Origin of the sequence: Pseudomonas sp. 3296 (assembly GCF_031456615.1) — a bacterium.
Taxonomy (GTDB): Bacteria; Pseudomonadota; Gammaproteobacteria; order Pseudomonadales; family Pseudomonadaceae; genus Aquipseudomonas; species Aquipseudomonas mucoides.
In genome coordinates this window covers 1-26,621 of the sequence record NZ_JAVDUY010000007.1, presented here as the reverse complement: position 1 = coordinate 26,621, position 26,621 = coordinate 1, and the positions used below count along the sequence as shown (strand labels likewise).

Genomic DNA, 26,621 nt, shown 5'->3' with positions numbered 1-26,621 from the left:
GCTGGCGGCGGCACTTTGCTGCTGGCTGCTGTCGGCGACCTGATGGCAACCGCTGCTCAATTGATCACTCATGCCGCTCACACCGTGAGCGTTGCTGCGCACCACTTCGATCATGCCGCGCAAGTCGCGCTGCATGGTTGCCAGACTGCGGATCAATGCGCTGGCTTCGTCCTTTTGCGTCGGCTCGACAATCGGTTCGCTCAAGTTGCCGTGGGCGATGCTTTGGGCAATCCGGCTGGCGGTCTGCAACGGCCCCATGATGCTCAGAATCACCCAGCGCCCCTGAATCAGCAGCAACACCAGGCTGGCGATCAGCACAATGCCAAGGGTGAAGTTGGCACTATGAATGGCTTGCTGGGTACCTTGGCTGGTCTGTTGAGTATTGGTTTCGATCAACTCGCTGAGGGCCGCCATCTGATCTTCCAGTTGGCTGAACGCGGTATTGAAGGTGCCCAGTTCCTTTTGCGCTGCTTCAGGATTTTCCAATGCCAGGCCAACGATGCGCTCGGCCGCGCTGATGTAAGTGTCGAGGCTCGGCTTGACCTTGTTCAGAGCAACCGTGAGGGTGTCGTTGACCGGCAGCTTGAGGTTTTCTCCCAGTACGTCACGAAAATGCTTCGTGTGCTCCTCGATGGAACTGTGTACTTCAGCCTTGCTGCTGGTGCTTTTGCCCAAGCCCACCAACATGGCCGACAACACGTCAGCGCGCAGGGCGTCGTGCATCATGTCGGCTTCGAGGTGGTTGCGCAGCGCGGTCATGCTGACCTCGCTCTCATTCACCGCATCGGCCATCTGCGCGTTGCCCACGTAACTGACCAGACTGACGATCAGCGCGGTCAGCAAACTGGTGCCGATCAACAGGAGTAAACGGAGTTTTATCGACATGGTGCGGCCCTCTGTTGGCACGTCGGCATGATGAAAACGCTATCGACTGTAAACGCCACATATTTAAGGCGGGGCCGGTCCTTTTCGCTTTTTGCGACATGCGGTAGTTAAAGCCGCTGTTTTTTTGCGCCCTTACCTCCTGAACCTAGTTTCAAAACCCCAGTCATACAGGCGCCGTGAATTCCCACTTTCCGTTGTCTCTGATCAGAGCTGTCCGCCTCATGCACCCGACTGTCCACGCCTTGCGCCGCGCCTCGCTGTGTCTTTTGCCTGTGTTTGCTCTATTTGCCTCCCCCGCTCATGCCAATGGCGAACGCCAACTGGTGGCGGCGATCAACGACTACCGTGCCCATCCCCAGCGCTGCGACAGGCGCCCGGCACAACGCCTGGCGCCGCTGGCGCTGAATTCCAACCTGGCGTTGCCCATCGGCTATGGCGGTGGTTTGCGCGATCGGCTGAAGGCTTCCGGGTATTCAGCGTTGACGGTGCGCAGCATTCGGGTGGTCGGCGCGCAGGATGCCGATGAGGCGTTCGACAGGCTTCAGGACGATTACTGCGGGGCGCTGCTGGACGGTCAATACGCCGACATTGGCGTCAGCCGCGCCCGAAGTGAATGGCAAGTGGTGCTCGCGCAGCCGGTGCTCGATCACAAGGTCGGCGATTCGCGAACCGTTGCCAAAGCCTTGCTGGCGCAAGTCAACGCCGCGCGTGCCAAACCCCGGATGTGTGGCGGCCAGCGCTTCTCCGCCGCGCGGCCGCTCAGCTGGAACCCTGCGTTGGGCGCTGCCGCACAAGGGCACAGCAAAGCCATGGCATATGGCAATTACTTCGCCCACCGCGACCCCGACGGCGACATGCCTGCGGATCGAGCCAGGGCCGCCGGTTACCGCGGCCGGCAGATCGGCGAAAACATCGCCGCTGGGCAGAGCTCGCCGAATAAGGCGATGGCCGGATGGCTGGCCAGTCCCGGGCATTGTGCGAACCTGATGAACCCGATGTTTACCCAGGTCGGCGCGGCGTATGCGGCGGATGCTCGCAGCGATGAAGGGGTGTATTGGACGATGCTGTTCGGGGCGCCTTGATCGGCACCACGCCTGCTGCGTTTTTTAGCGCCGGGCCGGGAGGGTGCCGGCTTCAGTTTCGCGTATGATGCTTGCGCGCCAATCGCTGTTGCCAGTTGCCGCCATTGGCGTGCTGGCACTGTTCCTCTGAATCGAACTGCACGTGGGCCGATACCGGACTGACAATGACCTGCGCGTCGGCTAATGCTATCGCCGTCAGTTCGACCATGCGCTCGCCCTGCCCGCCGGCCAATGCCTGATCCTTGTTAGCCTGAGTGTCGAAAACCCAGATCACCCTGAGGCTGGAAGGGAACGCCGCGTAGTCGACATCATGGGTCAACCAGTCAAACCCGACGACTTCCGCTTTGGCGGTTTCACAGGCCTCGGTCAGGGTGGCGACCAGACGACGTTCAATGTGGGTCTGATCGCGTTTACTTAATCCCATGGGGAGTCCTTGTAAGGGTCGAGTTGAAAAACGTCCGGAGCCTACAAATGATGCCTCTACAAATCAAATTGATTCGCCCGTGCTGAAGGGCTCTCCAAGCCCCTCACGGCAGTCAATCCCGACGCCGCCCATAAAAGTTTTTTCCTATCAGCCCCGAATACTCCTCCTATTAGCTGACTTGAGGATACGCGTCTAACCTTATCCCAGCGCTGGCGTCAGCCGGCCGGTTTTGAGCTGATAAGGAGACAGGAATGAGTCAGCAACATGACTAAGCCTGCCGTGGGCCACCGTGATTGCACCTCGTTTTTCGCTGTTCCGATAGCCGTGTGATCAAAACAATCAGTGAATCGAACTGCTGGCCCAGCAGCCTGTGTCATTGCTTTCGCTCGTCGCTATTCCAGAACCCACAAAGGGCCGGATAGCCCGGATGAACACGACCAAAGGTAGCTCGCACATGGCAAATGAATCGAAATGCCCGTTTAACCACGCCGCTGGCGGTGGCACGACAAACCGTGATTGGTGGCCGAATCAACTGAATCTGAAAATCCTGCATCAACACTCTTCCCTGTCCGATCCCCTCGATGAGGGCTTCAACTACAGCGAAGCGTTCAAAAAGCTGGACTTCGCTGCGGTCAAAAGAGACCTCACGGCGCTGATGACCGATTCGCAGGACTGGTGGCCAGCCGATTTTGGTCACTATGGGCCACTGTTCATTCGCATGGCCTGGCACGCCGCCGGTACTTATCGCACCGGTGACGGCCGCGGTGGCGCCGGTTCCGGCCAGCAACGCTTTGCCCCGCTCAACAGCTGGCCGGATAACGTCAGCCTCGACAAGGCACGCCGCCTGCTCTGGCCGATCAAGCAAAAATATGGCCGCAACATTTCATGGGCGGACCTGATCGTACTCACCGGCAACGTCGCGCTGGAGTCCATGGGCTTCAAGACCTTCGGCTTCTCCGGTGGTCGTCCCGACGTTTGGGAGCCGGACGAAGACGTGTACTGGGGCTCCGAAAACAAATGGCTGGGCGGTGATACCCGCTATGGCAAAGAAAACGAGCCCATGCAAGAACCCGGCGACGGCCCGCTCGTGGCTGAACCGGGAGAAAACGAGGAGAGCCGCACCGAACAGGGCCGCAATCTGGAAAACCCGCTTGCGGCCGTGCAAATGGGGCTCATCTACGTCAACCCCGAAGGCCCTGAGGGCAATCCGGATCCCGTCGCCTCCGCCAAGGACATCCGTGAAACCTTCGGCCGCATGGCGATGAACGATGAAGAAACCGTAGCGCTGATCGCGGGGGGGCACGCCTTTGGTAAAACCCACGGCGCCGGACCTGCCGACAATGTCGGTGCCGAGCCCGAAGCCGCCGGACTCGAACAGCAAGGCTTTGGCTGGAAGAACAGTTTTGGCACCGGTAAAGGCGCGGACACCATCACCAGCGGCCTGGAGGTGACCTGGACCACCACGCCGACAAAATGGAGCAACAACTACCTGGAAAACCTGTTCGGCTTCGAGTGGGAACTGAGCAAAAGCCCCGCCGGGGCGAACCAGTGGGTCGCTAAAAACGGCGCCGGTGCCGGCACCATTCCGGATGCCCACGACCCGTCCAAACGGCGCAATCCGACCATGCTGACCTCGGACCTCGCCCTGCGCTTCGACCCGATTTATGAGCCGATTTCACGGCGTTTCCTGGCCAATCCCGATCAACTGGCTGACGCCTTCGCCCGCGCCTGGTTCAAGCTGATCCACCGCGACATGGGTCCCCTCTCCCGCTACCTCGGCCCGGAAATGCCGAATGAAGAACTGCTGTGGCAAGACCCGATCCCGGCGGTCGATCATGCCTTGGTCAACGACAGCGATGTCGGCGCACTCAAGAGCAAAATCCTCGCCTCCGGCCTGTCGGTTTCGCAGCTTGTGTCCACCGCTTGGGCAGCGGCTTCGACCTTCCGAGGCTCCGACAAACGCGGCGGGGCCAACGGCGGACGCCTGCGTCTGGCCCCGCAGAAATTCTGGGCAGCCAACCAGCCGGAACAACTGGCGAACGTGCTGGCGAAACTTGAAAGCATCCAGAACGAGTTCAACAGCGGCGGCAAGAAAGTCTCGCTGGCGGACCTGATCGTGCTGGCCGGTAACGCAGGCGTTGAACAGGCCGCAAAAAATGCCGGGCACACCGTCACCGTGCCATTCACGCCAGGACGGATGGACGCCTCACAAGAGCAAACCGACGTGGAATCCTTCGGCTTCCTCGAACCGATTGCCGATGGGTTCCGCAACTACCTGAAAACCAACTACCGCGTACCGGCCGAGCACTTGTTGATCGACAAGGCGCAATTGCTGACGCTCACCGCGCCAGAAATGACCGCGTTGGTCGGCGGCCTGCGTGTGTTGAACACCAACGTCGGACAAACCCGGCACGGCGTGTTCACCCAGCAACCGGAAGCGCTGACCAACGACTTCTTCACCAATCTGCTCGATATGGGCGTGGAATGGAAACCGACCTCCGAAACCGCTCAAGAGTTTGAAGGCCGGGATCGCAAAACCGGTCAAGTGAAGTGGACCGGGACGCGGGTGGATCTGGTCTTTGGTTCGAATGCGCAATTAAGGGCATTGGCTGAGGTGTATGCGAGCAGCGACGCGAAGGAGAAGTTCGTCAACGACTTCGTGGCGGCATGGACCAAAGTGATGAACCTCGACCGGTTTGACGTGAAGTGAAGCACCAGTGCCACCCCGACCCGGTAACAAGGGCCGGGGTGGCCTGACTCGGCTCGGTGGTGTCAGCGACCGCACACCTCACTGACCAGGAATCAACGCTCTCGATAACGACTATGCCCAAGGGTGTTTTTTCATTACCGGGCTCCAGCACTACAGTGGCCACATCTTCTTCCCCCACTCTGGAGCAACATCATGAAAAGCATCATCGGTCTTGGTTTCGCCCTGTCGGTCCTTGGCGCTACGTCCGCTATCGCCGCCCCGCATGCCACTTCGCAGGTTGTCGCCGCCGTCAAGGTCAGCCAACCGGCGACACTGAACGTGAACACGGTCGGTCTCGATCACAAAGACAGCCAGCCAAGCAAACTCTATGTTGCAGAAAACCGTCCTGAATTCGGCTCGAAATATCAGCGTTATTGATTAACCGCCTTTGCGCTGCTTGAACAAAAAACCCCGGGTAGATCCGATCTCCCCGGGGTTTTTCGTTGAGAGTAGAAACCTGTAGGAGCCGAGCTAGCTCGGCTCCCGCAGTTACATTTATCTCAATAGGTTTACGAAAGTCGCGCTGCCAAGGCTTTGGCCTGCAGCGCTACGTCGGTGACGGCGGTGCTTTCCCACCACATGCCGCGCAACGGCGGGCCCATGGCGAACAGGCGACGGGCGACCTGGCCATCGGCGTTCAATACGGCACCGTCGACCACCGCCGCGATTCCCAGCGCCAATGGTCCCGGTTGAATCAGTCCGCGCGCCAGCAATTGTTGCGGCAACGGTCGAGCGACCCGACGCCAGTCGTATTCGATACCGCTGGAGTTGATCAACGCCGCGCCAGTCACCACACAGGTGTCGGCCTCGCCACGGCGGCGAATGCGGATATTGACGCCGCCCTGCGATGCGGGCTCAAGCCCTTTGAACGACGCGGCCTGAATCCGCAACCGCCCTTCCCGGTGCAACCGTTCCACCAGGGCCGCACTCAACGGCGGTGAGCGGTGGTGATGACTTTCCCACCATGGCCGGACATGCCGCACAAACTGCCGACGTTGCAGGTCCGTCGCCTGATTCCACAACCGTCCAATGTGCGCCCGCACGGTATCGAGCGGTGCTTGCCAGTCGATGCCTTGGGCCATCGCCTCGCGGCATTGACGACGCAGTTCGCGCACCAGTTGCCGGGGGGTGCGAAGGCTGTGATCCGCGGCCAGAAAATCCACCCAGGCCGGCGGTTGCCGTCGCACATGCGGCAGCAAGCCGTGGCGGGAAAACACTTCGATCGGTCCGCGATGCCCGGCCTGTTCCAGCGACACCACGGCATCGACCATGGTCAGGCCGGAACCGATGATCAACACTGTTGATTGTGGATCGAGCTGACGCATCGCGGCGACATCCCACGGATCGAGCGCGGCGGCGTTCAAACCGCTGGACTCGGTCTGTGGTGTGCGCGCGGCGGGGAACATGCCTGTCGCCAGCACCGCATAAGCGCCCTGCAAGCGTTGCCCGTCACTCAAGGTCAGCCGCACCGAATCGTCGTCGGTCTGGAGATCGATTACTTCAGCCTGTACATGCTCGACGGTTGAGCCATTCAACGCGCCGACCGCTCGCGCTTCCGCCAGACGTTGTTGCACGTACACACCGAACAGCCCTCGTGGCGGGAACAACTCGCTGATCGGCACTGGTTGCTCTGCCGATTCCGGCCAGCCACCAGCGGCAATGTGCTCGGTCAGCCATTGCGTCAGGTCATCGGCATTGTCCGGGTCGACGCTCATCCGCGCTGCGTTGCCGTTCAGCGTATGACCCAATTCGACGGCACTGTAGGCTTCGCCTCGACCGAGTTCGGCACGTGGTTCGATCACCAGCACCGAACGGCGGCCCGGCAAGCGCAACAACTGCGCCGCCAGCATCGCGCCGCTGAGGCCGCCGCCGATGATCAGAATGTCAGCGCGGCGAGTGGTTCGGGTCGTCTGTGCGCTTTGGATTTCGCTCATGCCATGCTCGTTGGTGAAATGGAAAGCTGCTGCGTGCCACCTTAATGGGTTGCTCTCCCGCACACAAACCCACCCTTAGTAGGAACGAGCTCGCGATGCGGAGGGTCAGTACACCCTTTGTACTGTCTGACCTGACGCCACGTTCTTCTCCTGCTGCCTCAACGTCGCCAGATCCCGATACCCCGCCCCCGGATGACTCTCCGGCAACCGCGCGCCCTCCCCAAACAACTTCTCGCGCAAGGTCCCCGACGCATACTCGGTCTTGTACACCCCGCGTTTCTGCAACTCCGGGACCAGCAACTGCGCGGCATCAATGAAGGTTTCATGGGTCAGCGCATAAGCCAGGTTAAACCCGTCCACGTCGGTCTCCTCCACCCACTCTTGCAACAAATCGGCAACCGTCTCGGGGCTGCCGACAAACAACGGCCCGAACCCGCCAATCCCCACCCAGTCCGCCAGTTCATTGGGGGTCCAGACCTTGTTCGGGTCCGCTGTGGAAAACGCTTCCACCGCTGATTGAATCGCATTGGTGTGTGCATGCTTGAGTGGTTCATCGGGCTTGAACTGGCTGAAGTCGATGCCGGTCCAGCCAGAAATCAACGCCATCGCGCCTTCGTAGCTGACCCAGGTTTTGTATTCCTCGAACTTGGCTTTGGCCTTCGCGTCGGTTTCGCCGAGGATCACTGTTTGCAGGTTGAAGATCAGGACTTTCCTCGGATCGCGCCCGGCCTCGGCGGCACGCCGACGAATGTCGGCCACGGTTTTCTTCAGCAGCACTTTCGACGGTGCGGCGACGAACACGCACTCGGCATGCTCGGCCGCAAACTGCTTGCCACGACTTGAAGCGCCAGCCTGATACAGCACCGGCGTGCGCTGTGGCGAAGGTTCGCAGAGGTGAATGCCTGGCACCTGGAAGTGTTTGCCGACGTGACGGATCTCGTGGATCTTGCTCGGGTCGCTGAAGAGCCGCCGCTCGCGATCACGCAGAATGGCGCCCTCTTCCCAACTGCCTTCCCAGAGCTTGTAGCAAACCTCCAGGTATTCCTCGGCGAAGTCGTAACGGGCGTCATGTTCGGTCTGGCTCTTCTGACCGATATTCTTGGCGCCACTCTCCAGATACGACGTGACGATGTTCCAGCCGGCACGGCCCTTGGTCAGGTGATCCAGGGTCGACAGGCGTCGGGCGAACGGATACGGGTGCTCAAACGACAACGAGGCAGTCAGGCCAAACCCCAAATGCTCGGTCACGAGGGCCATCGGCGGAATCAGTTGCAGCGGATCGTTGACCGGCACTTGCGCAGCCTGACGGATCGCCGCCTCACCGTTGCCGTTGTAGACGTCGTAAATGCCCAGCACGTCGGCAATGAACAAGCCGTCGAACTTGCCCCGTTCAAGGATTTTCGCCAGGTCGGTCCAGTATTCGAGGTCCTTGTATTGCCACGAACGATCGCGTGGATGCGCCCACAAGCCCGGCGACTGGTGGCCGACGCAGTTCATGTCGAAGGCGTTCAGGCGAATTTCGCGGGAATTACGTGGGGGCTGGGCTGGGGTTGTCATGGGCCGACTCCGGGATTCTGATAAAGGCTCCAGGACCTTTTGCAGGAGTCGTGCCCGAATACTATCCTGAGCTATTTCAACGGGTTGGCGAACCTTCCAAGAAAAATCTGCAGCTATAGAAAGGCAAAGTGTCTATCCACTGTTGATCGGCAAACAGTCAGATCACCACGTTGCGCACAAACCGCGCCGCCACCGCGCCATCGTTGCGATAGGCATGAGGCTGGTTGCTGGCGAACATGAAAAACTCACCGGCAGCGATGTGCTGTGGCGTATCACCCAACATCAGGGTCAGGCAGCCTTCGAACACGTAAATCTGTTCACTCCAGCCTTCGGCATCCGGTTGCGACGGATAAACCTCACCTGGTTGCAGGCACCATTCCCATTGCTCCACTTCGCGAGTCGCGGTGGCCTTGGACAATAAAACAGCTTTGCTGCCGGGGATTAATCCGGCCCAGGCCACTTCGTTGATGCGACTCGCATCGCGGGCGTCCGAGGCCTGAATAAGGTCGCTGAACCTCACGTCCAGCGCTTCGGCCACGCGATCGAGGGTGGTCAGGCTGACGTTCTTTTCGCCGGCCTCGATGGCCACCAGCATCCGGCGGCTGACCCCGGACTTTTCGGCCAGCGCGGTCTGGCTCATGTCGGCGGCATGGCGCAGGCGCCGAACGTTTTGGCTGACGTGCTGGAGGACCGAAGCCCGTTGCGTGGAATCTTTGTGCACTATATTGCTCACTTGGTGGGGTTGGGCAGTATACTGCGCAACATTCGGCGCATTGTGCGTCCCCCTCAGGTAGCGTGCAAGGTCATGACGTCGGTGAACTCCTCTTCCCCCCGTTTCTCACGGTTCAGCACAGCCGAGTGCGTGCTGGTGCTGATCACCATGGTCTGGGGCGGCACCTTTTTGTTGGTGCAGCACGCCATGACCGTCAGCGGCCCGATGTTTTTCGTCGGCCTGCGCTTCGCCGCTGCCGCGAGTCTTGTGGCACTGTTCTCCTGGCGCCACTTGCGGGAACTGACCTTGTTCGAACTCAAGGCCGGGGCCTTTATCGGTGTGGCGATCATGCTCGGGTACGGCTTGCAGACCGTGGGCTTGCAGAGCATTCCCAGCAGTCAATCGGCGTTTATCACGGCGTTGTACGTGCCCTTTGTGCCGCTGCTGCAATGGCTGGTGCTGGGACGTCGCCCGGCGTTGATGCCGAGCATCGGGATCATGCTGGCGTTTACCGGGCTGATGTTGCTGTCGGGACCGTCCGGCGCTTCGTTCAATTTCAGTCCCGGTGAAATCGCCACGCTGATCAGTGCCATTGCAATTGCCGCAGAGATCATTCTGATCAGTACCTATGCCGGTCAGGTCGATGTGCGGCGGGTGACGGTGGTGCAATTGGCAACCACCTCGGTGCTGGCGTTTCTGATGGTGGTGCCGACCCAGGAACGCATTCCAGACTTTTCCTGGCTGCTGTTGTGCAGCGCGTTGGGGCTGGGCGCGGCGAGTGCGGCGATTCAGGTGGCGATGAACTGGGCGCAGAAGAGCGTTTCGCCGACGCGGGCGACCTTGATTTATGCGGGCGAGCCGGTGTGGGCCGGGATTGTCGGGCGGATCGCCGGGGAGCGGTTGCCGGCGATTGCGCTGGTGGGCGCGGGATTGATTGTGGCGGCGGTGATTGTGAGTGAGTTGAAGACCAAAGGTAAGGGGACTTCGGCTGAGGGAGAGTTGGAGCGGGAAACCTCGGTTGAACCTTGATCATTCTATTGCCGGATAGATCGCTATCCCGAGCTTGCTCGCGAAGGGGCCAAACCTGCTGAAAACTGGCCCTGGAAACCATGTGATTCCGCCTTTTTCCGTCTACCGTGAAGGATTCTGCGACAGCTTGGCGTTTGGCGATCTTGGGAGTGGCACGTATGATGCTTCACAAACTTCCGCAGATTAGAAGCCTATGTCCCTGATAGTTCTACTGCTTCTGCCTTTTATCGGCAGCTGTCTGGCAGCCGTCCTGCCACACAACGCACGCAATACCGCCCCCCTGCTGGCCGGCCTGATCGCACTGATCGGCACGGTCCAGGTCGCGCTCATGTACCCGCAAATCGCCCATGGCGGTGTGATCCGCGAAGAATTCTTCTGGCTGCCAAGCCTCGGCCTTAACTTCGTCCTGCGCCTGGACGGCTTCGCCTGGTTGTTCTCGATGCTGGTGCTGGGCATCGGCACGCTGGTGTCGTTGTACGCGCGCTACTACATGTCGCCGGACGATCCGGTGCCCCGGTTCTTCGCATTTTTCCTGGCGTTCATGGGCGCCATGCTCGGGCTGGTGATTTCCGGCAACCTGATCCAGATCGTGTTTTTCTGGGAGCTGACCAGCCTCTTCTCGTTCCTGCTGATCGGTTACTGGCACCACCGCAGCGACGCGCGACGCGGCGCCTACATGGCGCTGATGGTCACAGGCGCAGGCGGTTTGTGCCTGCTGGCGGGGGTCATGCTCCTCGGCCATGTGGTCGGCAGCTATGACCTGGACAAGGTCCTGGCCGCCGGCGAGCTGATTCGCGCACATGCCCTCTACCCTATTCTGTTACCCCTGATCCTGATCGGCGCCTTGAGCAAAAGCGCCCAATTCCCCTTCCACTTCTGGCTGCCCCACGCGATGGCGGCACCGACGCCGGTCTCGGCCTATCTGCACTCGGCGACCATGGTCAAGGCCGGGGTGTTTCTGCTGGCACGGCTGTGGCCTTCGTTGTCCGGCAGCGAAGAATGGTTCTACATCGTCAGCGGCGCCGGCGCCTGCACCCTGTTGTTGGGCGCGTACTGCGCGATGTTCCAGAACGACCTCAAAGGGTTGCTGGCCTACTCGACCATCAGCCACCTGGGCCTGATCACTCTGCTGCTGGGCTTGAACAGCCCGCTGGCGGCCGTCGCCGCAGTGTTTCACATTCTCAACCACGCAACCTTCAAGGCTTCGTTGTTCATGGCCGCCGGGATCATCGACCACGAAAGCGGCACCCGCGACATTCGCAAGCTCAGCGGCTTGATCAAGCTGATTCCGTTCACCGCCACCCTGGCCATGGTCGCCAGCGCCTCGATGGCCGGTGTGCCGCTGCTCAACGGTTTCCTCTCGAAAGAAATGTTCTTCGCCGAAACCGTGTTCATCAATGCCACAGCCTGGGTCGAGTGGAGCCTGCCAATCGTCGCGACCATCGCCGGCACCTTCAGCGTCGCCTATTCACTGCGTTTCACCGTAGATGTGTTCTTTGGCCCGACCGCCACCGACCTGCCGCACACCCCGCACGAACCGCCGCGCTGGATGCGTGCGCCGGTAGAATTGCTGGTGTTCACCTGCCTGGTGGTGGGGATGTTCCCGGCGCAAGTGGTCGGTTCCATCCTGGCCGCCGCGGCCCTGCCGGTGGTCGGCGCAACCCTGCCGGAATACAGCCTGGCGATCTGGCACGGCTTGAACGCGCCGATGATCATGAGCTTGATCGCCATGTCCGGCGGCATCGTGCTCTATCTGCTGCTGCGCAATCAGCTCAAGCGCGGGCGCTTCAAATACCCGCCGGTGATTGGCCGGTTCAACGGCAAGCGCCTGTTCGAGCGCGGCCTGGTGATCATGATGCGCCTGGCCCGTCGCCTGGTGCACCGGATCAGCACCAACCGCCTGCAAACCCAATTGTTCCTCGTGGTGCTCGCCGCCGTGCTGGCCGGGCTGATCCCGATGCTTCACAGCAGCCTGAGCTGGGGCGAGCGGCCGAAAATCCCCGGTTCAATCGTGTTCGTGACCCTGTGGCTGCTGGCGATTGCCTGCGCCCTCGGCGCAGCGTGGCAGGCCAAGTATCACCGGCTCGCGGCCCTGACCATGGTCAGCGTCTGCGGCTTGATGACCTGCGTAACCTTCGTCTGGTTCTCCGCGCCGGACCTGGCGTTGACGCAACTGGCGGTCGAAGTGGTGACCACGGTGCTGATCCTGCTGGGCCTGCGCTGGCTGCCACGACGGATCGAAGAAGTCTCGCCACTACCGAGCACCCTGCGCAAGGCGCGCATCCGACGTATCCGCGACTTGCTGCTGTCGACCGGGGTCGGTGGCGGCATGGCCTTGCTGGCCTACGCGATGCTGACGCGCCAGACGCCCAACGACATTTCCTCGTTCTACCTCAGTCGCGCCCTGCCCGAAGGCGGCGGCAGCAACGTGGTCAACGTGATGCTGGTGGACTTCCGTGGCTTCGACACCCTCGGTGAAATCACCGTGCTGGTGGCCGTCGCCCTGACCGTGTTCGCCTTGCTGCGACGCTTCCGCCCGCCGAAAGAAAGCCTGCAGCTGCCGGCGCAGCAACGCCTGTTGGCACCGGACGTGGTCACCGATCTGGTCAACCCGCGCCACGCCAGCGATACCGCACTGGGTTTCATGATGGTTCCGGCGGTGCTGGTACGCCTGCTGCTGCCTATTGCCCTGGTGGTGTCGTTCTACCTGTTCATGCGCGGGCACAACCAACCGGGCGGCGGTTTTGTCGCCGGGCTGGTGATGTCGGTGGCGTTCATCCTGCAATACATGGTCGCCGGCACGCAGTGGGTCGAGGCGCAAATGAGCCTGCGACCGCTGCGCTGGATGGGCACCGGGCTGCTGTTCGCCACGGTCACCGGGCTTGGGGCCATGGTGGTCGGTTACCCGTTCCTGACCACCCACACCTGGCATTTTTCACTGCCGGTACTGGGGGACATTCACATCGCCAGCGCGCTGTTTTTCGACGTTGGCGTGTATGCCGTGGTGGTCGGTTCGACGCTGTTGATCCTCACCGCCCTCGCTCACCAATCGGTTCGCGGCCACAAAACCGCGGCCCAGCCTAAACCCGTCGCCACGCAAGGAGCCGTCTGATGGAAGAAGTCATCGCAATCGCGATCGGCGTGCTTGCGGCCTCCGGCGTCTGGCTGATCCTGCGGCCACGGACCTTTCAGGTGGTGATGGGCCTGTGCCTGCTGTCCTATGGCGTCAACCTGTTCATCTTCAGCATGGGCAGCCTGTTCATCGGCCGCGAGCCGATCATCAAGGATGGCGTGCCGCAGGACTTGTTGCATTACACCGACCCCCTGCCGCAAGCACTGGTGCTGACCGCCATCGTGATCAGCTTCGCCATGACCGCATTGTTTCTGGTGGTACTGCTCGCTTCCCGGGGCTTGACCGGGACCGACCATGTGGATGGCCGGGAGCCTAAAGAATGAATGCGATGACGCACCTGATCGCCGCACCGATTCTGCTGCCGCTGCTGACCGCCGCCATCATGTTGATGCTCGGCGAGAAACACCGCCCGCTGAAGGCCAAGATCAACCTGTTCTCCAGCCTGCTCGGCCTGGGAATTTCCGTGTGGCTGCTGCAATGGACACAAACCACTGGCGTGCCGGGTTCCATCGGCGTGTACCTGCCGGGCAACTGGCAAGTACCGTTCGGCCTGGTGTTGGTGGTCGATCGGCTGTCGGCCTTGATGCTGGTGCTGACCGGGATCATCGGTGTCAGCGCCTTGCTGTTCGCCATGGCCCGTTGGGACGGCGCCGGGTCAAGCTTCCACGCGCTGTTCCAGATTCAATTGATGGGGCTGTACGGTGCGTTCCTGACCGCCGACCTGTTCAACCTGTTCGTGTTTTTCGAAGTACTGCTGGCGGCGTCCTACGGCTTGATGCTGCACGGCTCGGGCCGGCCGCGGGTGTCGGCGGGGCTGCATTACATTTCGATCAACCTGTTGGCATCGTCGCTGTTTCTGATTGGCGCGGCGCTGATTTACGGCGTCACAGGCACGCTGAACATGGCCGACCTGGCGCTGAAAATCCCGCTGGTGCCGGAAGCTGATCGCGGCTTGCTGCATGCCGGCGCGGGGATTCTCGCGGTGGCGTTTCTGGCCAAGGCCGGGATGTGGCCGCTGAACTTCTGGCTGGTGCCGGCCTACTCCTCGGCCAGCGCTCCGGTGGCGGCGATGTTCGCGATCATGACCAAGGTCGGTGTCTACACCTTGCTGCGCCTGTGGACGCTGCTGTTCTCCGGTCAGGCCGGGGCGTCCGCCTACTTTGGCGGCGACTGGCTGATCTACGGCGGCATGGCGACGATTGTCTGCGCGGCATTGGCGATTCTGGCGGCGCAACGCCTGGAAAAGATGGCCAGCCTGAGCATTCTGGTGTCGGCCGGGATCCTGCTGTCCGCCATTGGTTTCGCCCAGCCAAACCTGATCGCGGCGGCGCTGTTTTATCTGGTCAGCTCGACCCTGGCGTTGAGTGCGTTGTTCCTGCTGGCCGAGTTGATCGAGCGCTCGCGCTCGGTCAATGAACTGCCGCTGTTCGACGACGCCGACCTGATTGCGCGACCATCGCCGGCCGCGCAACCGCTCAAAGGCATTAACCTCGATGACGACCAGAAAGCCGTAGTCGGTCAGGTAATTCCCTGGACCATGGCCTTCCTCGGCCTGAGCTTCATTGCCTGCGCGCTGCTGATCATTGGCATGCCGCCGCTCTCCGGGTTCATCGGCAAACTCAGCCTGCTCAACGCCCTTCTCAACCCGTTGGGCCTGGGGAATGGCGTCGGCGAACCGGTATCGAATGCGGCGTGGGGATTGCTGGCCCTGTTGATTCTGTCGGGGCTCGCCTCGTTGATCGCATTCTCGCGCCTGGGCATCCAGCGTTTCTGGACCCCGCAAGAACGCCCATCACCGCTGCTGCGTCGCTTTGAATGCGTGCCGATCATCCTCCTGTTGGGGCTGAGCATTGCACTCACCTTCAAGGCTGAACCGCTGCTGCGCTACACCCAAGCGGCCGCTGACACCTTGAACAACCCGCAGCAATACGTGATGGCGGTGCTCGGCACCCGTGCGGTGCCAAGCCCGGAAGCCAAGGCGGCGATGGCGGAGGTGCAGCCATGAAGCGCTTGTTCCCTGCTCCCTGGTTGTCCTTGGCACTCTTGCTGTTATGGCTGGTGCTGAACCAGTCGATCAGCCCTGGCAATCTGCTGCTCGGTGCGATGCTGGGTTTCTGCGCGCCGTTGATGATGCGCCGGTTGCGGCCGCTGCCCATTCGCATTCGTCGTCCGGGGGTGATCCTGCGCTTGCTGCTGCTGGTCGGTCGCGATGTGGTGGTGTCCAACCTCGCCGTGGCCTGGGGCGTGCTGAACGCCGGTCGCCGTCCGCCCCGCTCGCGATTCATCAAGGTGCCGCTGGACTTGCGTGACGCCAACGGCCTCGCCGCGCTGTCGGCAATCTGCACCGTAGTGCCTGGCACCGTCTGGTCGGAACTGGCGCTTGATCGCAGCATCCTGTTGCTGCATGTGTTCGATCTGGATGATGAAGCGCTGTTCATCCAGCACTTCAAGGCGACCTATGAGCGCCCCTTGATGGAGATCTTCGAATGAGCGCGCTGCTGTCGAACGCCATCCTGGCGAGCCTGTTCCTGTTTTCCGTGGCGATGATCCTGACGCTGCTGCGTCTGTTCAAAGGACCATCGGCCCAGGATCGGGTACTGGCGCTGGATTACCTGTACATCATCGCGATGCTGATGATGCTGACGCTCGGCATTCGTTATGCCAGTGACACCTATTTCGAGGCGGCGTTGTTGATCGCCCTGTTCGGCTTCGTCGGCTCGTTTGCCCTGGCGAAATTCCTGCTGCGTGGCGAGGTGATCGAATGACTGGCGAACTGTCGCTGTGGGTTGAGATTCCAGTGGCGATTCTGCTGCTGCTCAGCAGTCTGTTTGCGCTCATTGGCGCCATTGGACTGGTGCGGATGAAAGATTACTTCCAGCGCATGCACCCACCGGCGCTGGCCTCGACCTTGGGCGCGTGGTGCGTGGCACTGGCATCGATCATTTACTTTTCGGCGCTCAAATCGGGGCCGGTGCTGCATGCGTGGCTGATTCCGATTCTGTTGGCGATTACCGTGCCGGTGACGACCTTGTTGCTGGCTCGGGCGGCGCTGTTTCGCAAGCGCATGGCTGGGGATGATGTGCCGGCGGAGGTGAGTAGTCGGCGGAATGAGAGGGGCAGCTGAATCCGGGGATTTGTATTGACGGGGAGGGCCTCATCGTCGGAACGCTGCCCGGAGCGAGCTTGGTCGCGATGGCATTTTCCGCAACCACTCAAATCCAGGCCACCGCCAACAACCCCGCCCCCAACGCCACGCACAACGGCGAATACACCCAGGTATCGAGCCGGGCAAACTTCGAATCCTTCACCTCTTTGAAAAAACCCACCAAGTTCGAATCGCCAATCGCCCGGGCGAACATCAGTATCGCGATGCCACTGATCACCCATTGCAGCCACCCATCCTGCACCGCCGGCAAGCACAGCCCGCCCCGCAGGCACACCAGCATCGCGATCAGCAGCAATCCCACCGCCACCAGCAACGTCACCAACCCCGACGGCTTGAACGCAGGCCTTGATTGCGCGCCGCCCTCCCCGGGCAATCGCGGTACTGCCGCCTCACTGCCTACTTTGCCGCCCGATGCCCAGTACACATGGACCAGGCTTATCATCAGAAAGATTGAAGCCATCCATTGCGCAACCAACAGGTTCATATTCAGTTATCCATCCAGTGAGAGCGCACGCGCTCCGGGCGGTGATAGCGAATGCAGTTGTGTGGAGCACCTGTTTACTTCAGGTCGGCGGAGACCTTATCAGCCACCTCCTTGGGTAGCCATGCCTTCCAGACGTCCGGGTGCGCCTTCATGAACGCTTCCGCGGCCTGGCGAGGCGGAGTGTGTTTTTCGCTCATCTCGGCCAGGGCCTTGTTCAATGGATCGATGGGCAAATCGACCTTGCTGAAGAACTCAGTGATCTGCGGGTACTGTTTTTGAAACGGCGTAGACACACCGATGGACAGCTTCGAGGCCAGTGAACGGGTCGGTTTTGGATTCGGATTGTCAGCGTCTGTCAGGGTCTTCCAGGCTTCGGCGTCGAACGGTGGCTCCTCCAGCTGGATCAGCTTGAAGCGTCCGAGCAAGGGCGTCGGTGACCAGTAATAGAACAGCACCGGCTTGCCGCGATGGATCGACGAGGTGATTTCCGCGTCCAGCGCCGCTCCGGAACCGCTGCGAAAATTCACGTAGCTGTCGTTCAGGCCATAGGCAGTGAGCTTCTGCTTGTTCACCACTTCCGAGGTCCAGCCGATCGGGCTGTTGAGGAAGCGGCCCTTGCCAGGGGATTCCGGGTCGCTGAACACGTCTTTGTACTTGGGCAGGTCGCTGACACTGCGCAGCCCCGGCGCCAGTGGCTTGATGCCTTTGGCCGGGTCGCCCTTGATCACGTACTCCGGAACCCACCACCCTTCGGTCGCGCCTTTGACCGTATCGCCCAGGCTGGCGACCTTGCCTTCGGCCTCAGCCTTGACCCAGACCGGGCTGCGGCCGGCCCACTCTTCACCAATGACCTGAATGTCATTATTGGCCAGGGCGGTCTCCAGGGTGATGGTGGTGCCCGGCAAGGTATCCGTCGGTAGCCCGTAGCCCTTCTCGACAATGATCCGCAGGATATCGGTGATCAAGCTGCCGCTTTCCCAGTTCAGGTCGGCGAAGTGGATCGGTGCCTGGGCGGCGAACACCGGAACAGGTGACATCAACAACCCGAAACTGGCCACGGACGCAGCCAGTAACCGTCGAAATCCTTTCATGCTTTTGCACCTCGTGCTGTTCACAGCAATAGCAGAATGGCCTGATGAAAGACCGCGAGCCTCAAAATATTCAGTCAATTGACTGTAGTAGAGGATCCTGATTTCGAGGGACGGGATTTAATTTTCGGAAGATTCCTGCAAGAGGGATAGCTCTCTTCTGACCATGCTGGCGTACGCCGCCGGGCGCAGCGTATAGAGCTGTGACGCCACCCAATTCAGCCAGGCTCCCTGCAGAACAGCCTTGTGCTCGAACAACCGAAGGGCTTCAGTATGGGCACTGGCCTGGTTCTGTTCGTGGAAGTCGGCGCGGGTCAGGGTCATTACTCGCTGGCCTTGAAGGTCACCAGCTCGCCCTTGCGCCACTTGGCGGCCTTGGCGGTCACGGCTTTCAGGGTTTTGGTCAGGCCTTCCTGCAGCTGTTGATGAGCGGCAAACACCATCACCACGCTATGACCTTCCTTGAACACAATCGCCTGACCATCGGCGGTGGTGACAAATGCGTAATCGCCCAAGCCATACACCGTCAGTTTGATCTCACGGAACTTGATGTCCAGCTTGCCGCCTTCGCGACTGGGCAGTACCGAGGCGCTGAAATGATCGCCAACCTTGAGTTTGAGTCCTGGCTTGTCATCCACCACCAGTGCTTCTTCGGTGTCGATCTCGGCAATGTAAATGCCTTCGGCGCTCTGTTCGGTGACATAGACGAAACGAGATTGAAACTGTTTAACCAACTTTGCGCGCAAATCACCCAGCACGAACAAAGCATGCATATCGAGATTACTTACTGCCAAGGAAACATCCCCACATCTGAAATGAATGCCGCACGCAGGAAAAACGCGCAGCAGAAAAAAGCGGCCATGCCGAGGGTCTAGCTAAAAAACCGGGTTGAAATCCTGATCCGGGCAGAGGGCTTATGCATCGCGAGGTCAGTGAGCGTACTGGATTAACACTCGCGCCGTCTTCCCTCAACGTCGTCAGATGTTGAAGGAAAATGCCCTTCTTGCTGCCAGAGGAAACAGGACTACCAACTTTAAGGAAAAAACCCTACAAGAAAAGCACTTTTCCGACATATCGCACGCAAAAAATTGCTTTAGATGGGCACCATTCGCCCAACCTTGATGGCGATTCTAGAGCAGCGATGCTGACAGAGACTAGCCAAAACGGCATACATACGTCGGCAAAACAATGAAAAGGACTTCATATGTGCACAATGACTCACTTTGCAACCGACCAATCGCCTTACACGCACGACGCCTTAGCGCTGTCGCAGGCGTTACACGAACAACCGCCCTTCCCTCCTGTAAGCCCTGCCCGCCCCAGGTTTCAGGTCGTCCTGGCCGGTAACGCGTTTTTCCATATCAAGGAAACTTCCACAGGACGTGTCAGAGGTTTCCGCGGTGACCACAACCAGGCTTGTGCGCTTGCTCGCTCACTTGAATCACGCGAATAAAGCCACGCCTGAGTTCATTCCAATAGTCGTTTCGTCACACCGTCGAGTTAACTCAGCCGTCGGCGGGCAACTACTGCCATACTGCCCGCCCCATGAAACCCGTTCCCACGTCGGACGGCGCTCAAAACAACAAAACATTTCCAAGGGAAGGCTGCTACGTGACGGAATTTGATATCGGCGAATTTATTATCCGGGGCGAAGCCAGAGAGATCGACGGCGAATTCCAGGCAGTGATAGTCATGCGCGCCAAACCAAAATTGACCACGGTGACGTATCACCAGGTCGAGAAAGATCGCTGGTTCAAAACGGCAGATGTCGCCGCCATCGCGGCTCAGGAAGCGGCCATTGAACTGAAGGCAGCCGTCGATGCAGGTGCACTGAAAGCCTGATCCTGGAATTTGCCGTCTATGCTCACTCCTGCTTTGAAACATCCATCGAACTCCTGAAGCGCGGCCGCCTCAGATGCATTGAAGCCGCCCTTCAGATCTCGCATTCGACGCGACCCACCAGGAGATGAACATGGATTCACCTACACACGACTTGAAAGGTTTGTTCGACCAACTCGGCCTGGACTCCAGCCAGAAAGGCATCGACGATTTCATTGCCAAGCATTCACCGTTGGCCGACGACAAGAAAATGATCGACGCCGAGTTCTGGACCCCGCAGCAAGCCGGCTTCCTCAAAGAACAACTGCGTGAAGACGCCGATTGGGCGCGAGTGGTCGACGACTTGAACCTGCGCCTGCACCAGGTTCACTAGCCCGCACACTCAGTGCAGGCTGCCCGCTGACTCGACGTTCAATTGCGCCAGCCAGGCAGCCCTGCACTCCTCTGCCTCACCGCGACTGGAAAACGCCGTCCCCCGGCGCTCGCCGTTGAGCAGTACCACCCAACAAACGCTCTGCCCCATCGCGCGCAAACAGGCGGGCACCCCGCTGCCAATCATCACCGCGACATCCACTTTGCTTTGCATGTTGGCCTCTCGAATTTCATTAGCAACCTAACAATGAAGGCATGTTAATGAGTTCATCCGAGAGGAAACAGCAACGAGGCTGCACAGCTTCGTTGCCGGAATCGTAACAATCGCCAGCGGCTAGCGCGGCCCTTGTGGTTTGTAACCCAGGCGCAAACCGCCCCAATGCCGGCCCTTCACGAGGATCGGCACCGAGAGATCGTGCATCAGTTCGCCGGTGTCGCGGGTATACGTTTGCAACAACACCGGCTGTTGATGGCTGCCACAGCGGATGCCGGTACGATCAGCGAATTTTCGTTTGGTGCGGTTTTGCAAGGTATCGACCTTCGTGTCGCCCGTCAGCGGCTGGCTGAAGACCGTGTTATGAGTCGGCACATAACCCTGCTGTGTGCAGGCGATGGCAAACACCAGCCCTTCATGACGCGGCAACAACGGCTCCTGAATCGTCGGCAGGACCTGATCGGTGTAGCGGTCGAAACGGGTCTGGAACTTGGCCGGGCTGGTATTGGGCATCGCCTGATAATTGCGATCAAACAAGTCATCGAGACTGACGCGTCCCTGGTCGATATCCGCTTCGAAACGCGCGGCAATCTGGCTTGCGCCCTCCCGGGCCAGGTCATAAATCCGTTGGTGATAGTCATCCAGTCCGACTTCGGCCAGGCGCTCGCTGATGGATTCGGCCTGTCCTTCCATTTGCACGGCGGCCAGGGCCAGGCGCTGGGTCTGCTGGTCGCTGATCGCCAGATCGCTGCGCATCTGTTCGATGGCATGAAACAGGCTGTCGAGTTGTTCGCGATTGGTGTCGGCGCCACGGGCGATTTCCCCGACCTGATGCTCGACACCCGCCGCCAGGCGCGCAATGTTTTCCAGGTGCTGACCGGTATGCTCGACTTGCTCGACACCGGTATCGAGGTCGCTGGAGAGTTGGCGGATCTGCTCGACGACCTGGGCGGTGCGTTGCTGGATATCGGCGACCATCTCGCCGACTTCACCGGTCGCCGTCGCGGTCCGCGCGGCCAAGCCCCGGACTTCATCGGCCACCACCGCGAAACCGCGCCCGTGCTCTCCGGCCCGCGCCGCTTCGATCGCGGCGTTCAACGCCAGCAGATTGGTCTGGCTGGCGATGGACTGGATTACAAGCGTCACCCGCTGGATATCGTCGCTGCGCAGGCTCAGGGCCTCGATCAGCTCGCGACTGTTGCTGGCGCGTTCGCTGAGTTGATGCATGCGGGCGATGGACTCGATCAACTCCTGGCGCCCGGCGGCACCGCTCTGATGCGCTTCACTGGCGGCGCCGAGCGCTTCGCGGCTGAGTTTGGAAGTGACTTCCTCGGTCGCGATCATCGCCTCGGCATTGCGGACAATCTGCGCCGCCGCGCTGAGTTGCGACTGCAGCTTGTCCGCCAGTTGCTTGACTGAAAAGGCCACGCCAGCCGCAGACAGTGCGTTATGACTGGTGGTGTAGGAAAGATCGCGGGTCAATGTGGTGATGGCGCTGGCGTTTTCCGCCGGCGAATCTTGAGGCGCAGCGCGGGAACGCAGACGCGGCAACCAGATAATCAACACCGCCAACGGCAAGCCGAGGTAAAGCGGCCATCCACCCAGCGCCATGCCGCACAACAACAGCATCAGGGCGATGCTTTGCAGGGTCGGCGTCAGCCAGGGGCTTTTCGGCAAAAGTACTGGCGCAGGCGCGGCCGTCGCCAGAGATCCGTCTCTCGTCATCTTCGTCACCCCACGATCTTCTAATTGTTGTCTTCGCATTAAACGCCACTACAAGGCCATTATCTATGGTCCATTAGTCGTGGGTAGTGCAGCAGATCAATAGAGGCGCATGAGCTTTTTTACAGACGAAAAAAAGCATCGCGGGCCAGCCTTGCTCCTTTGGGAGTGAGGCTCGCCCGCGATGCGGGGCGCTACGAAATCAGGCCTGACGCTGGTGCTTGTCGATCTGTTCGTGACGCTCTTGCGCTTCGATGCAGTACTTGGTGGTCGGGCTGATCAGCAGGCGTTTCAGGCCAATGGCCTCGCCGCTGTCGTCGCACCAGCCGAAGCTGTCTTCTTTGATGCGTTCCAGAGCCTGTTCCAACTGAGGCAGCATGCGCTGGTCGCGATCGATCGCGTTGACCAGCCAGGTGCGCTCTTCTTCGACCGAAGCCGCGTCTGCCGGATCGGCCGGGGTGTCCAGGCTCTCGATGGCGATGCGGTTCTGCTCGATGCGCTCATGGGTTTCGACTTTCATGTTCTGCAACAGCTCGCTGAAAAAAGCATGTTGCTCAGCATTCATGTAGTCATCCGCCGGCATGGCCAGCAACTTGTCCTTTGTCATTGATATCTCTATAAAAAAACGTGCATTAAGGCGAATTAGGGAGCGTTCCGGCGGACCTGTTGAAGGCCATCGGAAAGGCGCCGTTTATTCCAAGCGCCACCCGGCACTCAATTTACGAGGGGCGGCAGTCTAAGGCCGACTTGAGGCCCCAGCAACTGAAAAGTCAGCGAATTTGTCCGACAAGGTACGCAAAGTGCTCTACTGCGACCGTTGCGGCGGTTATCGGAGTGCGTTTATAGCAAGAAATTCAATCGAGCGGCTGTATATAGAAGACAAACGGCCGCACAAGCCCTCCCTTTGCTTGCAGGATGCGGATCCTCAGCTAAGGTTGACCGTCCCGAAAAGGGTCCTCTGCAGGAGTGTATTGATGAAGCTGATCGGCATGTTGGATTCACCCTACGTACGGCGCGTGGCCATTTCTGCCCAACACCTGGGCATCAACCTGGAGCACCAATCGGTCTCAGTGTTTCGGCACTTCGAGCAATTTCAACAGATCAACCCGGTGGTCAAGGCGCCGACGCTCGTACTGGAAGACGGCGACGTGTTGATGGATTCAACCCTGATCATCGACTATCTCGAAGCCCTCGCCAGCCCCGGCAAAAGCCTGATGCCCGGCGACCTCAAGCAACGGCTGCGCGCCTTGCGGGTGATCGGCCTGGCGTTGGCGGCGTGCGAAAAATCAGTGCAGCTTTATTACGAACGCAACCTGCGCCCCGCCGAAATCCAGTTTCAACCGTGGGTCGAACGTGTCGAAGGCCAATTGGCCGCCGCTTATTCATCACTTGAACGTGAACTGGAAAAGCAGCCGTTAGCGAATGGTGCCTTGATCGCGCAGGACGGGATTACAGTGGCAGTCGCCTGGAGCTTCACCAATCTGGTGATCCCGGATCAGGTCGATGCCGAGCGCTTCCCGCGAATTGCCGCCTTCACCGCGCAGGCAGAAAAGCTTGAGGCGTTCATCAATACCCCGATAACCTGAGCCGCCCACCTGACCGGAATCACCGATGACCGCCGCCGAACAACCCGCCCCGGCGCTGAAGGAAATCTTCAACGCCGAGCGCCTCAAGCACATCGCAACCGAAATGACGGCGGTTTACCCCGGGTTCAAGGCCAAGGCCTTCCTGAGGATGGCCAACGACGGCCTCGCCGACCTGTCGATCATGCAGCGCATGGCGCGAGTCAGTGAATGCCTGCATGCAGTGCTGCCGCTGGGGTATGACGAGTCGCTTGAGGTGCTGCGCGCCCTCGCCCCTCGGCTGAACAGTGCTTTCGTCAGCATTTCGCTGCCGCATTATGTGGCGATGTATGGTGAACATGATTTCGAGCAGTCGATGGAGGCGCTCAAGTACTTCACCGCGTTTGGCTCGGCGGAATTTGCGGTCCGGTATTTTCTGCGCAGCGATTTGCAGCGTTCATTGGCGCTGATGCAGGAATGGTCGCGGGATGAGAATGAGCATGTTCGCCGTCTGGCCAGCGAAGGCAGTCGACCGCGGTTGCCGTGGTCGTTCCGACTTGAGCAGATCCAGGCAGATCCGACGCTGGCGGCAGCGATACTCGACAACCTGAAGGCCGATGAAAGCCTTTATGTGCGCAAGTCCGTGGCCAACCACCTCAATGACATCACCAAGGATCATCCGGAATGGGTGCTGGACCTGATCGAGGGTTGGGCGCTGGATAACAAGCACACGGCGTGGATTGCCAGGCATGCGTTGCGCAGCTTGATCAAACAGGGCAATCAGCGAGCGCTGGCGATTATTGGCGCCAGTGGCAAGGCTGAGGTCGAGATTGTCGGGGTGACGGTCGAGCCGGCGGTGATTCGACTCGGAGAGAAAATCACCCTGTCGTTTGGTGTGACATCCACCGTACCCGACAGCCAACGACTGGTGATCGACTATGCGATTGATTACGTCAAAGCCAATGGCAGCACGTCGGCGAAGGTGTTCAAGCTCAAGACCTTGACGCTGCCCGGCAACGCCACCGAATTCGTCAGCCGTGGCCAGCAGATCAAAGAACTCACCACCCGCAAACACTACGTGGGCGTGCATGCCGTGCACATCCTCGTAAACGGCGAACGCCTGGCCAGCACCTCATTCGAAATCCTCCCCTGACCCGAGGACCTCGTCCTCGAACGCTGCCTCAACAAATGCCTCCAGCGCTTTCTCTTCCAGGATTTCGATAGAGAAGTGCCCGAAACGCTTTGGCAACCAGATGATGCGTGTCCCGGATGGGGATTGCAGGTTCGCGCGGGCCAATGGCTTGCCGTTTTCATCTTCCGGCAGAACACCGGCGGCTATCAATTCGTCAAAGGCCTTCTCGATGTCCGGTGTCGAGTAACAATGGCGATAAATCATCCCCTCGCCCGAGGCGTCCAACAGTTCCTTCAGGTTCCCCGCCAACGGCTGTACCAACATGAAGCGCTCTTGACCAATCAGCGCAATCGCGTAACGCACGTGCAGACCACCGCGTTCCCAAATGAGGGTTTTAGAGATCCTGGCTTGCAGTATTTTCGCGTAGTAAGCACAAGCTTCGTCGAGATTACTGACCAGTACATCGATGTGGCTGAACTTCAATTCCATAGCATGCCCCCTGCCGCCCCGGCGCCCTGTTGACCCTTGGATGAGAAATAGAAAATAAGTCCATCCTTCCCTTTTTTTGAAATTATGCTGAGGGACTTGGTTCGGGTCTAGGCTGAAGCGATCCGGGTCGTCGATCAATTTTGATCCACTGTTCACACTGCGTCCTTGGAGCGCCCAATGCCGCCCATCACCACGCGCCTGATGACGCTGCTTATTCTTTGCCTGACCCTTGAAGTGCCAGCCCAGACAACCCCCTGCCCGGCGGGTGAAAAACAAGTGTGCCTGGACAGCTGCATCTGCCTGCCAGACGTGGGGCAATTACTCGGTCTTCCACCTGATGGCATCTATCAGATCGCTGCACCTGCACTGGCGCTATGGCTGACTCAAGCCCGAGCTGAAGCAGCCATCGCCGACACCCAGCCCATTCCGCCGCACATCCGCGAGCAACTGCTGCGCTGGTATGACCCCGGCGTCCTCGATGCCGCACGCTACAAAGTGAGCGACAACGGTCAATTCAGCGCCGCCACGGCCATGCTGCAAAATCCTGATGTTGGTGCAGTGACGTTGATCGACGTCATTCTCTTTCGGGATGCTCAAACGGCAGAGCAGAACGTCGCGCTTTGGTCTCATGAACTGAAGCATGTGCAGCAGTTTCAGGAATGGGGGGTTGAGGGGTTTGCCCAGCGGTATACGCAGGATTTCAATGCGGTGGAGGCGCCGGCTTATGCCGTGCAGGGTGAGGTCAGGCGGTGGGTGCGGGATGGGAATTTTTGAAGAGTTGCGATGCTGGCCTCATCGTGGGGAAGCATTGAAAAAAACTGAAAATAAATCCGCTCCCTTTCTTAGGGTCGCCCAGATAAGAATAAGGCACTCATTAAATACTCGACTCTCGAGACTCTAGTAAGACTATTGAGATCCAGATGTGCGGTGACAACTTAGTCCGCCATGAAGGTTGTAGTGGTCAACTAATCCCGGACACGACGTTAAGTTTTTCTTCGGCCCGAGCTGGCGCCAGCCCACCGTTGAATTGATGGGGGCGAATCCAGTT

General features: G+C 59.9%; 28 protein-coding genes and 1 pseudogene. 16 read left to right on the top strand and 13 right to left on the bottom strand.

All coding sequences use genetic code 11. The features are described from left to right. Nucleotides 1–129: 129 nt before the first annotated feature. Nucleotides 130–885: pseudogene (locus J2X66_RS30300) on the bottom strand (MCP four helix bundle domain-containing protein); the annotation flags it as partial. A 221-nt stretch (nucleotides 886–1,106) separates the two neighbouring features. Between J2X66_RS30300 and J2X66_RS19400 the strand changes: the two are divergent. Continuing rightward, nucleotides 1,107–1,967 (top strand): CAP domain-containing protein, encoded by an 861-nt coding sequence (locus J2X66_RS19400; protein WP_310267247.1) that lies wholly within the window; start codon nucleotides 1,107–1,109, stop codon nucleotides 1,965–1,967. A 52-nt stretch (nucleotides 1,968–2,019) separates the two neighbouring features. On the opposite strand, the gene J2X66_RS19395 is transcribed toward J2X66_RS19400, so the two are convergent. Beyond that, nucleotides 2,020–2,391, bottom strand: a complete 372-nt coding sequence (locus J2X66_RS19395) for a hypothetical protein (RefSeq protein WP_310267245.1) — start codon at nucleotides 2,389–2,391, stop codon at nucleotides 2,020–2,022. A 454-nt stretch (nucleotides 2,392–2,845) separates the two neighbouring features. Between J2X66_RS19395 and katG the strand changes: the two genes are divergently transcribed. Both katG and J2X66_RS19385 read left to right on the top strand, forming a co-directional pair. Beyond that, entirely contained in the window at nucleotides 2,846–5,101 is a 2,256-nt protein-coding gene (katG, locus tag J2X66_RS19390; protein WP_310267243.1) for a catalase/peroxidase HPI, read from the top strand. Between the two features lie 192 nt (nucleotides 5,102–5,293). Continuing rightward, nucleotides 5,294–5,518, top strand: a complete 225-nt coding sequence (locus J2X66_RS19385; RefSeq protein ID WP_123435812.1) for a hypothetical protein — start codon at nucleotides 5,294–5,296, stop codon at nucleotides 5,516–5,518. A gap of 131 nt (nucleotides 5,519–5,649) precedes the next feature. Here J2X66_RS19385 and J2X66_RS19380 read toward each other — a convergent pair whose 3' ends face one another. The 3 genes from J2X66_RS19380 to J2X66_RS19370 form a co-directional block, all read right to left on the bottom strand. Next, a complete protein-coding gene (locus tag J2X66_RS19380; RefSeq protein ID WP_310267240.1) occupies nucleotides 5,650–7,074 on the bottom strand; it encodes an FAD/NAD(P)-binding protein in 1,425 nt (474 codons plus the stop codon). 105 nt (nucleotides 7,075–7,179) lie between these two features. Beyond that, entirely contained in the window at nucleotides 7,180–8,631 is a 1,452-nt protein-coding gene (locus tag J2X66_RS19375; protein ID WP_310267238.1) for an LLM class flavin-dependent oxidoreductase, read from the bottom strand. A gap of 157 nt (nucleotides 8,632–8,788) precedes the next feature. Then, nucleotides 8,789–9,352 (bottom strand): XRE family transcriptional regulator, encoded by a 564-nt coding sequence (locus J2X66_RS19370; RefSeq protein ID WP_310267236.1) that lies wholly within the window; start codon nucleotides 9,350–9,352, stop codon nucleotides 8,789–8,791. On the opposite strand from J2X66_RS19370, the gene J2X66_RS19365 reads away from it, so the two are divergent. The 7 genes from J2X66_RS19365 to J2X66_RS19335 all read left to right on the top strand — a co-directional run bounded on the left by J2X66_RS19365 (nucleotide 9,347) and on the right by J2X66_RS19335 (nucleotide 16,629). Next, a complete protein-coding gene (locus J2X66_RS19365) occupies nucleotides 9,347–10,372 on the top strand; it encodes a DMT family transporter (RefSeq protein ID WP_310267234.1) in 1,026 nt (341 codons plus the stop codon). The two genes, J2X66_RS19370 and J2X66_RS19365, sit on opposite strands and share 6 nt — an antisense overlap. 193 nt (nucleotides 10,373–10,565) lie before the next feature. Then, on the top strand, nucleotides 10,566–13,484 hold the full coding sequence (locus tag J2X66_RS19360) for a monovalent cation/H+ antiporter subunit A (RefSeq protein ID WP_310267232.1): 2,919 nt from the start codon (nucleotides 10,566–10,568) through the stop codon (nucleotides 13,482–13,484). Continuing rightward, on the top strand, nucleotides 13,484–13,828 hold the full coding sequence (locus J2X66_RS19355) for a Na+/H+ antiporter subunit C (RefSeq protein WP_007944721.1): 345 nt from the start codon (nucleotides 13,484–13,486) through the stop codon (nucleotides 13,826–13,828). Before J2X66_RS19360 ends, J2X66_RS19355 begins: the two co-directional genes overlap by 1 nt. Then, nucleotides 13,825–15,510, top strand: a complete 1,686-nt coding sequence (locus J2X66_RS19350; RefSeq protein WP_310267229.1) for a monovalent cation/H+ antiporter subunit D — start codon at nucleotides 13,825–13,827, stop codon at nucleotides 15,508–15,510. The genes J2X66_RS19355 and J2X66_RS19350 overlap by 4 nt, the downstream gene beginning before the upstream one ends. Then, nucleotides 15,507–15,995, top strand: coding sequence for a Na+/H+ antiporter subunit E (locus J2X66_RS19345; protein WP_310267227.1), 489 nt, complete (start codon nucleotides 15,507–15,509; stop codon nucleotides 15,993–15,995). The genes J2X66_RS19350 and J2X66_RS19345 overlap by 4 nt, the downstream gene beginning before the upstream one ends. After that, nucleotides 15,992–16,270, top strand: a complete 279-nt coding sequence (locus J2X66_RS19340) for a K+/H+ antiporter subunit F (RefSeq protein WP_027924693.1) — start codon at nucleotides 15,992–15,994, stop codon at nucleotides 16,268–16,270. Before J2X66_RS19345 ends, J2X66_RS19340 begins: the two co-directional genes overlap by 4 nt. Further along, a complete protein-coding gene (locus J2X66_RS19335; protein ID WP_310267224.1) occupies nucleotides 16,267–16,629 on the top strand; it encodes a Na+/H+ antiporter subunit G in 363 nt (120 codons plus the stop codon). Before J2X66_RS19340 ends, J2X66_RS19335 begins: the two co-directional genes overlap by 4 nt. 88 nt (nucleotides 16,630–16,717) lie before the next feature. On the opposite strand, the gene J2X66_RS19330 is transcribed toward J2X66_RS19335, so the two are convergent. The 4 genes from J2X66_RS19330 to J2X66_RS19315 all read right to left on the bottom strand — a co-directional run bounded on the left by J2X66_RS19330 (nucleotide 16,718) and on the right by J2X66_RS19315 (nucleotide 19,037). Next, nucleotides 16,718–17,155 carry a DUF3995 domain-containing protein gene (locus J2X66_RS19330; RefSeq protein ID WP_310267222.1) on the bottom strand — a complete coding sequence of 146 codons (438 nt, stop codon included), beginning with the start codon at nucleotides 17,153–17,155 and terminating at the stop codon, nucleotides 16,718–16,720. A gap of 74 nt (nucleotides 17,156–17,229) precedes the next feature. After that, nucleotides 17,230–18,246 carry an ABC transporter substrate-binding protein gene (locus J2X66_RS19325; RefSeq protein WP_310267220.1) on the bottom strand — a complete coding sequence of 339 codons (1,017 nt, stop codon included), beginning with the start codon at nucleotides 18,244–18,246 and terminating at the stop codon, nucleotides 17,230–17,232. Between the two features lie 117 nt (nucleotides 18,247–18,363). Further along, nucleotides 18,364–18,567 carry a hypothetical protein gene (locus J2X66_RS19320; protein WP_310267218.1) on the bottom strand — a complete coding sequence of 68 codons (204 nt, stop codon included), beginning with the start codon at nucleotides 18,565–18,567 and terminating at the stop codon, nucleotides 18,364–18,366. Beyond that, on the bottom strand, nucleotides 18,567–19,037 hold the full coding sequence (locus J2X66_RS19315; RefSeq protein ID WP_310267216.1) for a hypothetical protein: 471 nt from the start codon (nucleotides 19,035–19,037) through the stop codon (nucleotides 18,567–18,569). The genes J2X66_RS19320 and J2X66_RS19315 overlap by 1 nt, the downstream gene beginning before the upstream one ends. A 410-nt stretch (nucleotides 19,038–19,447) precedes the next feature. Here J2X66_RS19315 and J2X66_RS19310 point away from each other — a divergent pair, with 410 nt between their 5' ends. The 3 genes from J2X66_RS19310 (at nucleotide 19,448) to J2X66_RS19300 (ending at nucleotide 20,455) form a co-directional block, all read left to right on the top strand. Then, nucleotides 19,448–19,696, top strand: a complete 249-nt coding sequence (locus tag J2X66_RS19310) for a hypothetical protein (protein ID WP_310267214.1) — start codon at nucleotides 19,448–19,450, stop codon at nucleotides 19,694–19,696. A 158-nt stretch (nucleotides 19,697–19,854) separates the two neighbouring features. Beyond that, nucleotides 19,855–20,085 (top strand): hypothetical protein, encoded by a 231-nt coding sequence (locus J2X66_RS19305; protein ID WP_027925363.1) that lies wholly within the window; start codon nucleotides 19,855–19,857, stop codon nucleotides 20,083–20,085. Between the two features lie 130 nt (nucleotides 20,086–20,215). After that, nucleotides 20,216–20,455, top strand: a complete 240-nt coding sequence (locus J2X66_RS19300) for a DUF2789 domain-containing protein (RefSeq protein WP_310267212.1) — start codon at nucleotides 20,216–20,218, stop codon at nucleotides 20,453–20,455. Between the two features lie 9 nt (nucleotides 20,456–20,464). On the opposite strand, the gene J2X66_RS19295 is transcribed toward J2X66_RS19300, so the two are convergent. The 3 genes from J2X66_RS19295 to J2X66_RS19285 all read right to left on the bottom strand — a co-directional run bounded on the left by J2X66_RS19295 (nucleotide 20,465) and on the right by J2X66_RS19285 (nucleotide 22,997). After that, nucleotides 20,465–20,668 (bottom strand): hypothetical protein, encoded by a 204-nt coding sequence (locus J2X66_RS19295; protein WP_310267210.1) that lies wholly within the window; start codon nucleotides 20,666–20,668, stop codon nucleotides 20,465–20,467. A 120-nt stretch (nucleotides 20,669–20,788) separates the two neighbouring features. Continuing rightward, nucleotides 20,789–22,012 carry a methyl-accepting chemotaxis protein gene (locus J2X66_RS19290; RefSeq protein WP_405046797.1) on the bottom strand — a complete coding sequence of 408 codons (1,224 nt, stop codon included), beginning with the start codon at nucleotides 22,010–22,012 and terminating at the stop codon, nucleotides 20,789–20,791. 580 nt (nucleotides 22,013–22,592) lie between these two features. Beyond that, entirely contained in the window at nucleotides 22,593–22,997 is a 405-nt protein-coding gene (locus J2X66_RS19285; protein WP_007907888.1) for a TraR/DksA family transcriptional regulator, read from the bottom strand. Nucleotides 22,998–23,364: 367 nt separating this feature from the next. Here J2X66_RS19285 and J2X66_RS19280 point away from each other — a divergent pair, with 367 nt between their 5' ends. Next, nucleotides 23,365–23,976 (top strand): glutathione S-transferase, encoded by a 612-nt coding sequence (locus J2X66_RS19280; RefSeq protein WP_310267195.1) that lies wholly within the window; start codon nucleotides 23,365–23,367, stop codon nucleotides 23,974–23,976. 25 nt (nucleotides 23,977–24,001) lie between these two features. Beyond that, on the top strand, nucleotides 24,002–25,105 hold the full coding sequence (locus tag J2X66_RS19275; protein WP_310267194.1) for a DNA alkylation repair protein: 1,104 nt from the start codon (nucleotides 24,002–24,004) through the stop codon (nucleotides 25,103–25,105). On the opposite strand, the gene J2X66_RS19270 is transcribed toward J2X66_RS19275, so the two are convergent. Then, nucleotides 25,085–25,573 (bottom strand): VOC family protein, encoded by a 489-nt coding sequence (locus J2X66_RS19270; protein ID WP_310267192.1) that lies wholly within the window; start codon nucleotides 25,571–25,573, stop codon nucleotides 25,085–25,087. The two genes, J2X66_RS19275 and J2X66_RS19270, sit on opposite strands and share 21 nt — an antisense overlap. Before the next feature lie 177 nt (nucleotides 25,574–25,750). On the opposite strand from J2X66_RS19270, the gene J2X66_RS19265 reads away from it, so the two are divergent. Next, a complete protein-coding gene (locus J2X66_RS19265) occupies nucleotides 25,751–26,347 on the top strand; it encodes a DUF4157 domain-containing protein (protein ID WP_310267190.1) in 597 nt (198 codons plus the stop codon). Nucleotides 26,348–26,621 lie beyond the last annotated feature (274 nt).

Coding starts and splice junctions, on each gene's coding strand:
- J2X66_RS19400 (WP_310267247.1), top strand. CDS start 1,107: ATGCACCCGACTGTCCACGCCTTGCGCCGCGCCTCGCTGTGTCTTTTG.
- J2X66_RS19395 (WP_310267245.1), bottom strand. CDS start 2,391: ATGGGATTAAGTAAACGCGATCAGACCCACATTGAACGTCGTCTGGTC.
- katG (WP_310267243.1), top strand. CDS start 2,846: ATGGCAAATGAATCGAAATGCCCGTTTAACCACGCCGCTGGCGGTGGC.
- J2X66_RS19385 (WP_123435812.1), top strand. CDS start 5,294: ATGAAAAGCATCATCGGTCTTGGTTTCGCCCTGTCGGTCCTTGGCGCT.
- J2X66_RS19380 (WP_310267240.1), bottom strand. CDS start 7,074: ATGAGCGAAATCCAAAGCGCACAGACGACCCGAACCACTCGCCGCGCT.
- J2X66_RS19375 (WP_310267238.1), bottom strand. CDS start 8,631: ATGACAACCCCAGCCCAGCCCCCACGTAATTCCCGCGAAATTCGCCTG.
- J2X66_RS19360 (WP_310267232.1), top strand. CDS start 10,566: ATGTCCCTGATAGTTCTACTGCTTCTGCCTTTTATCGGCAGCTGTCTG.
- J2X66_RS19355 (WP_007944721.1), top strand. CDS start 13,484: ATGGAAGAAGTCATCGCAATCGCGATCGGCGTGCTTGCGGCCTCCGGC.
- J2X66_RS19350 (WP_310267229.1), top strand. CDS start 13,825: ATGAATGCGATGACGCACCTGATCGCCGCACCGATTCTGCTGCCGCTG.
- J2X66_RS19345 (WP_310267227.1), top strand. CDS start 15,507: ATGAAGCGCTTGTTCCCTGCTCCCTGGTTGTCCTTGGCACTCTTGCTG.
- J2X66_RS19340 (WP_027924693.1), top strand. CDS start 15,992: ATGAGCGCGCTGCTGTCGAACGCCATCCTGGCGAGCCTGTTCCTGTTT.
- J2X66_RS19335 (WP_310267224.1), top strand. CDS start 16,267: ATGACTGGCGAACTGTCGCTGTGGGTTGAGATTCCAGTGGCGATTCTG.
- J2X66_RS19330 (WP_310267222.1), bottom strand. CDS start 17,155: ATGAACCTGTTGGTTGCGCAATGGATGGCTTCAATCTTTCTGATGATA.
- J2X66_RS19325 (WP_310267220.1), bottom strand. CDS start 18,246: ATGAAAGGATTTCGACGGTTACTGGCTGCGTCCGTGGCCAGTTTCGGG.
- J2X66_RS19320 (WP_310267218.1), bottom strand. CDS start 18,567: ATGACCCTGACCCGCGCCGACTTCCACGAACAGAACCAGGCCAGTGCC.
- J2X66_RS19310 (WP_310267214.1), top strand. CDS start 19,448: ATGTGCACAATGACTCACTTTGCAACCGACCAATCGCCTTACACGCAC.
- J2X66_RS19300 (WP_310267212.1), top strand. CDS start 20,216: ATGGATTCACCTACACACGACTTGAAAGGTTTGTTCGACCAACTCGGC.
- J2X66_RS19295 (WP_310267210.1), bottom strand. CDS start 20,668: ATGCAAAGCAAAGTGGATGTCGCGGTGATGATTGGCAGCGGGGTGCCC.
- J2X66_RS19290 (WP_405046797.1), bottom strand. CDS start 22,012: ATGATCGCGACCGAGGAAGTCACTTCCAAACTCAGCCGCGAAGCGCTC.
- J2X66_RS19285 (WP_007907888.1), bottom strand. CDS start 22,997: ATGACAAAGGACAAGTTGCTGGCCATGCCGGCGGATGACTACATGAAT.
- J2X66_RS19280 (WP_310267195.1), top strand. CDS start 23,365: ATGAAGCTGATCGGCATGTTGGATTCACCCTACGTACGGCGCGTGGCC.
- J2X66_RS19275 (WP_310267194.1), top strand. CDS start 24,002: ATGACCGCCGCCGAACAACCCGCCCCGGCGCTGAAGGAAATCTTCAAC.
- J2X66_RS19270 (WP_310267192.1), bottom strand. CDS start 25,573: ATGGAATTGAAGTTCAGCCACATCGATGTACTGGTCAGTAATCTCGAC.
- J2X66_RS19265 (WP_310267190.1), top strand. CDS start 25,751: ATGCCGCCCATCACCACGCGCCTGATGACGCTGCTTATTCTTTGCCTG.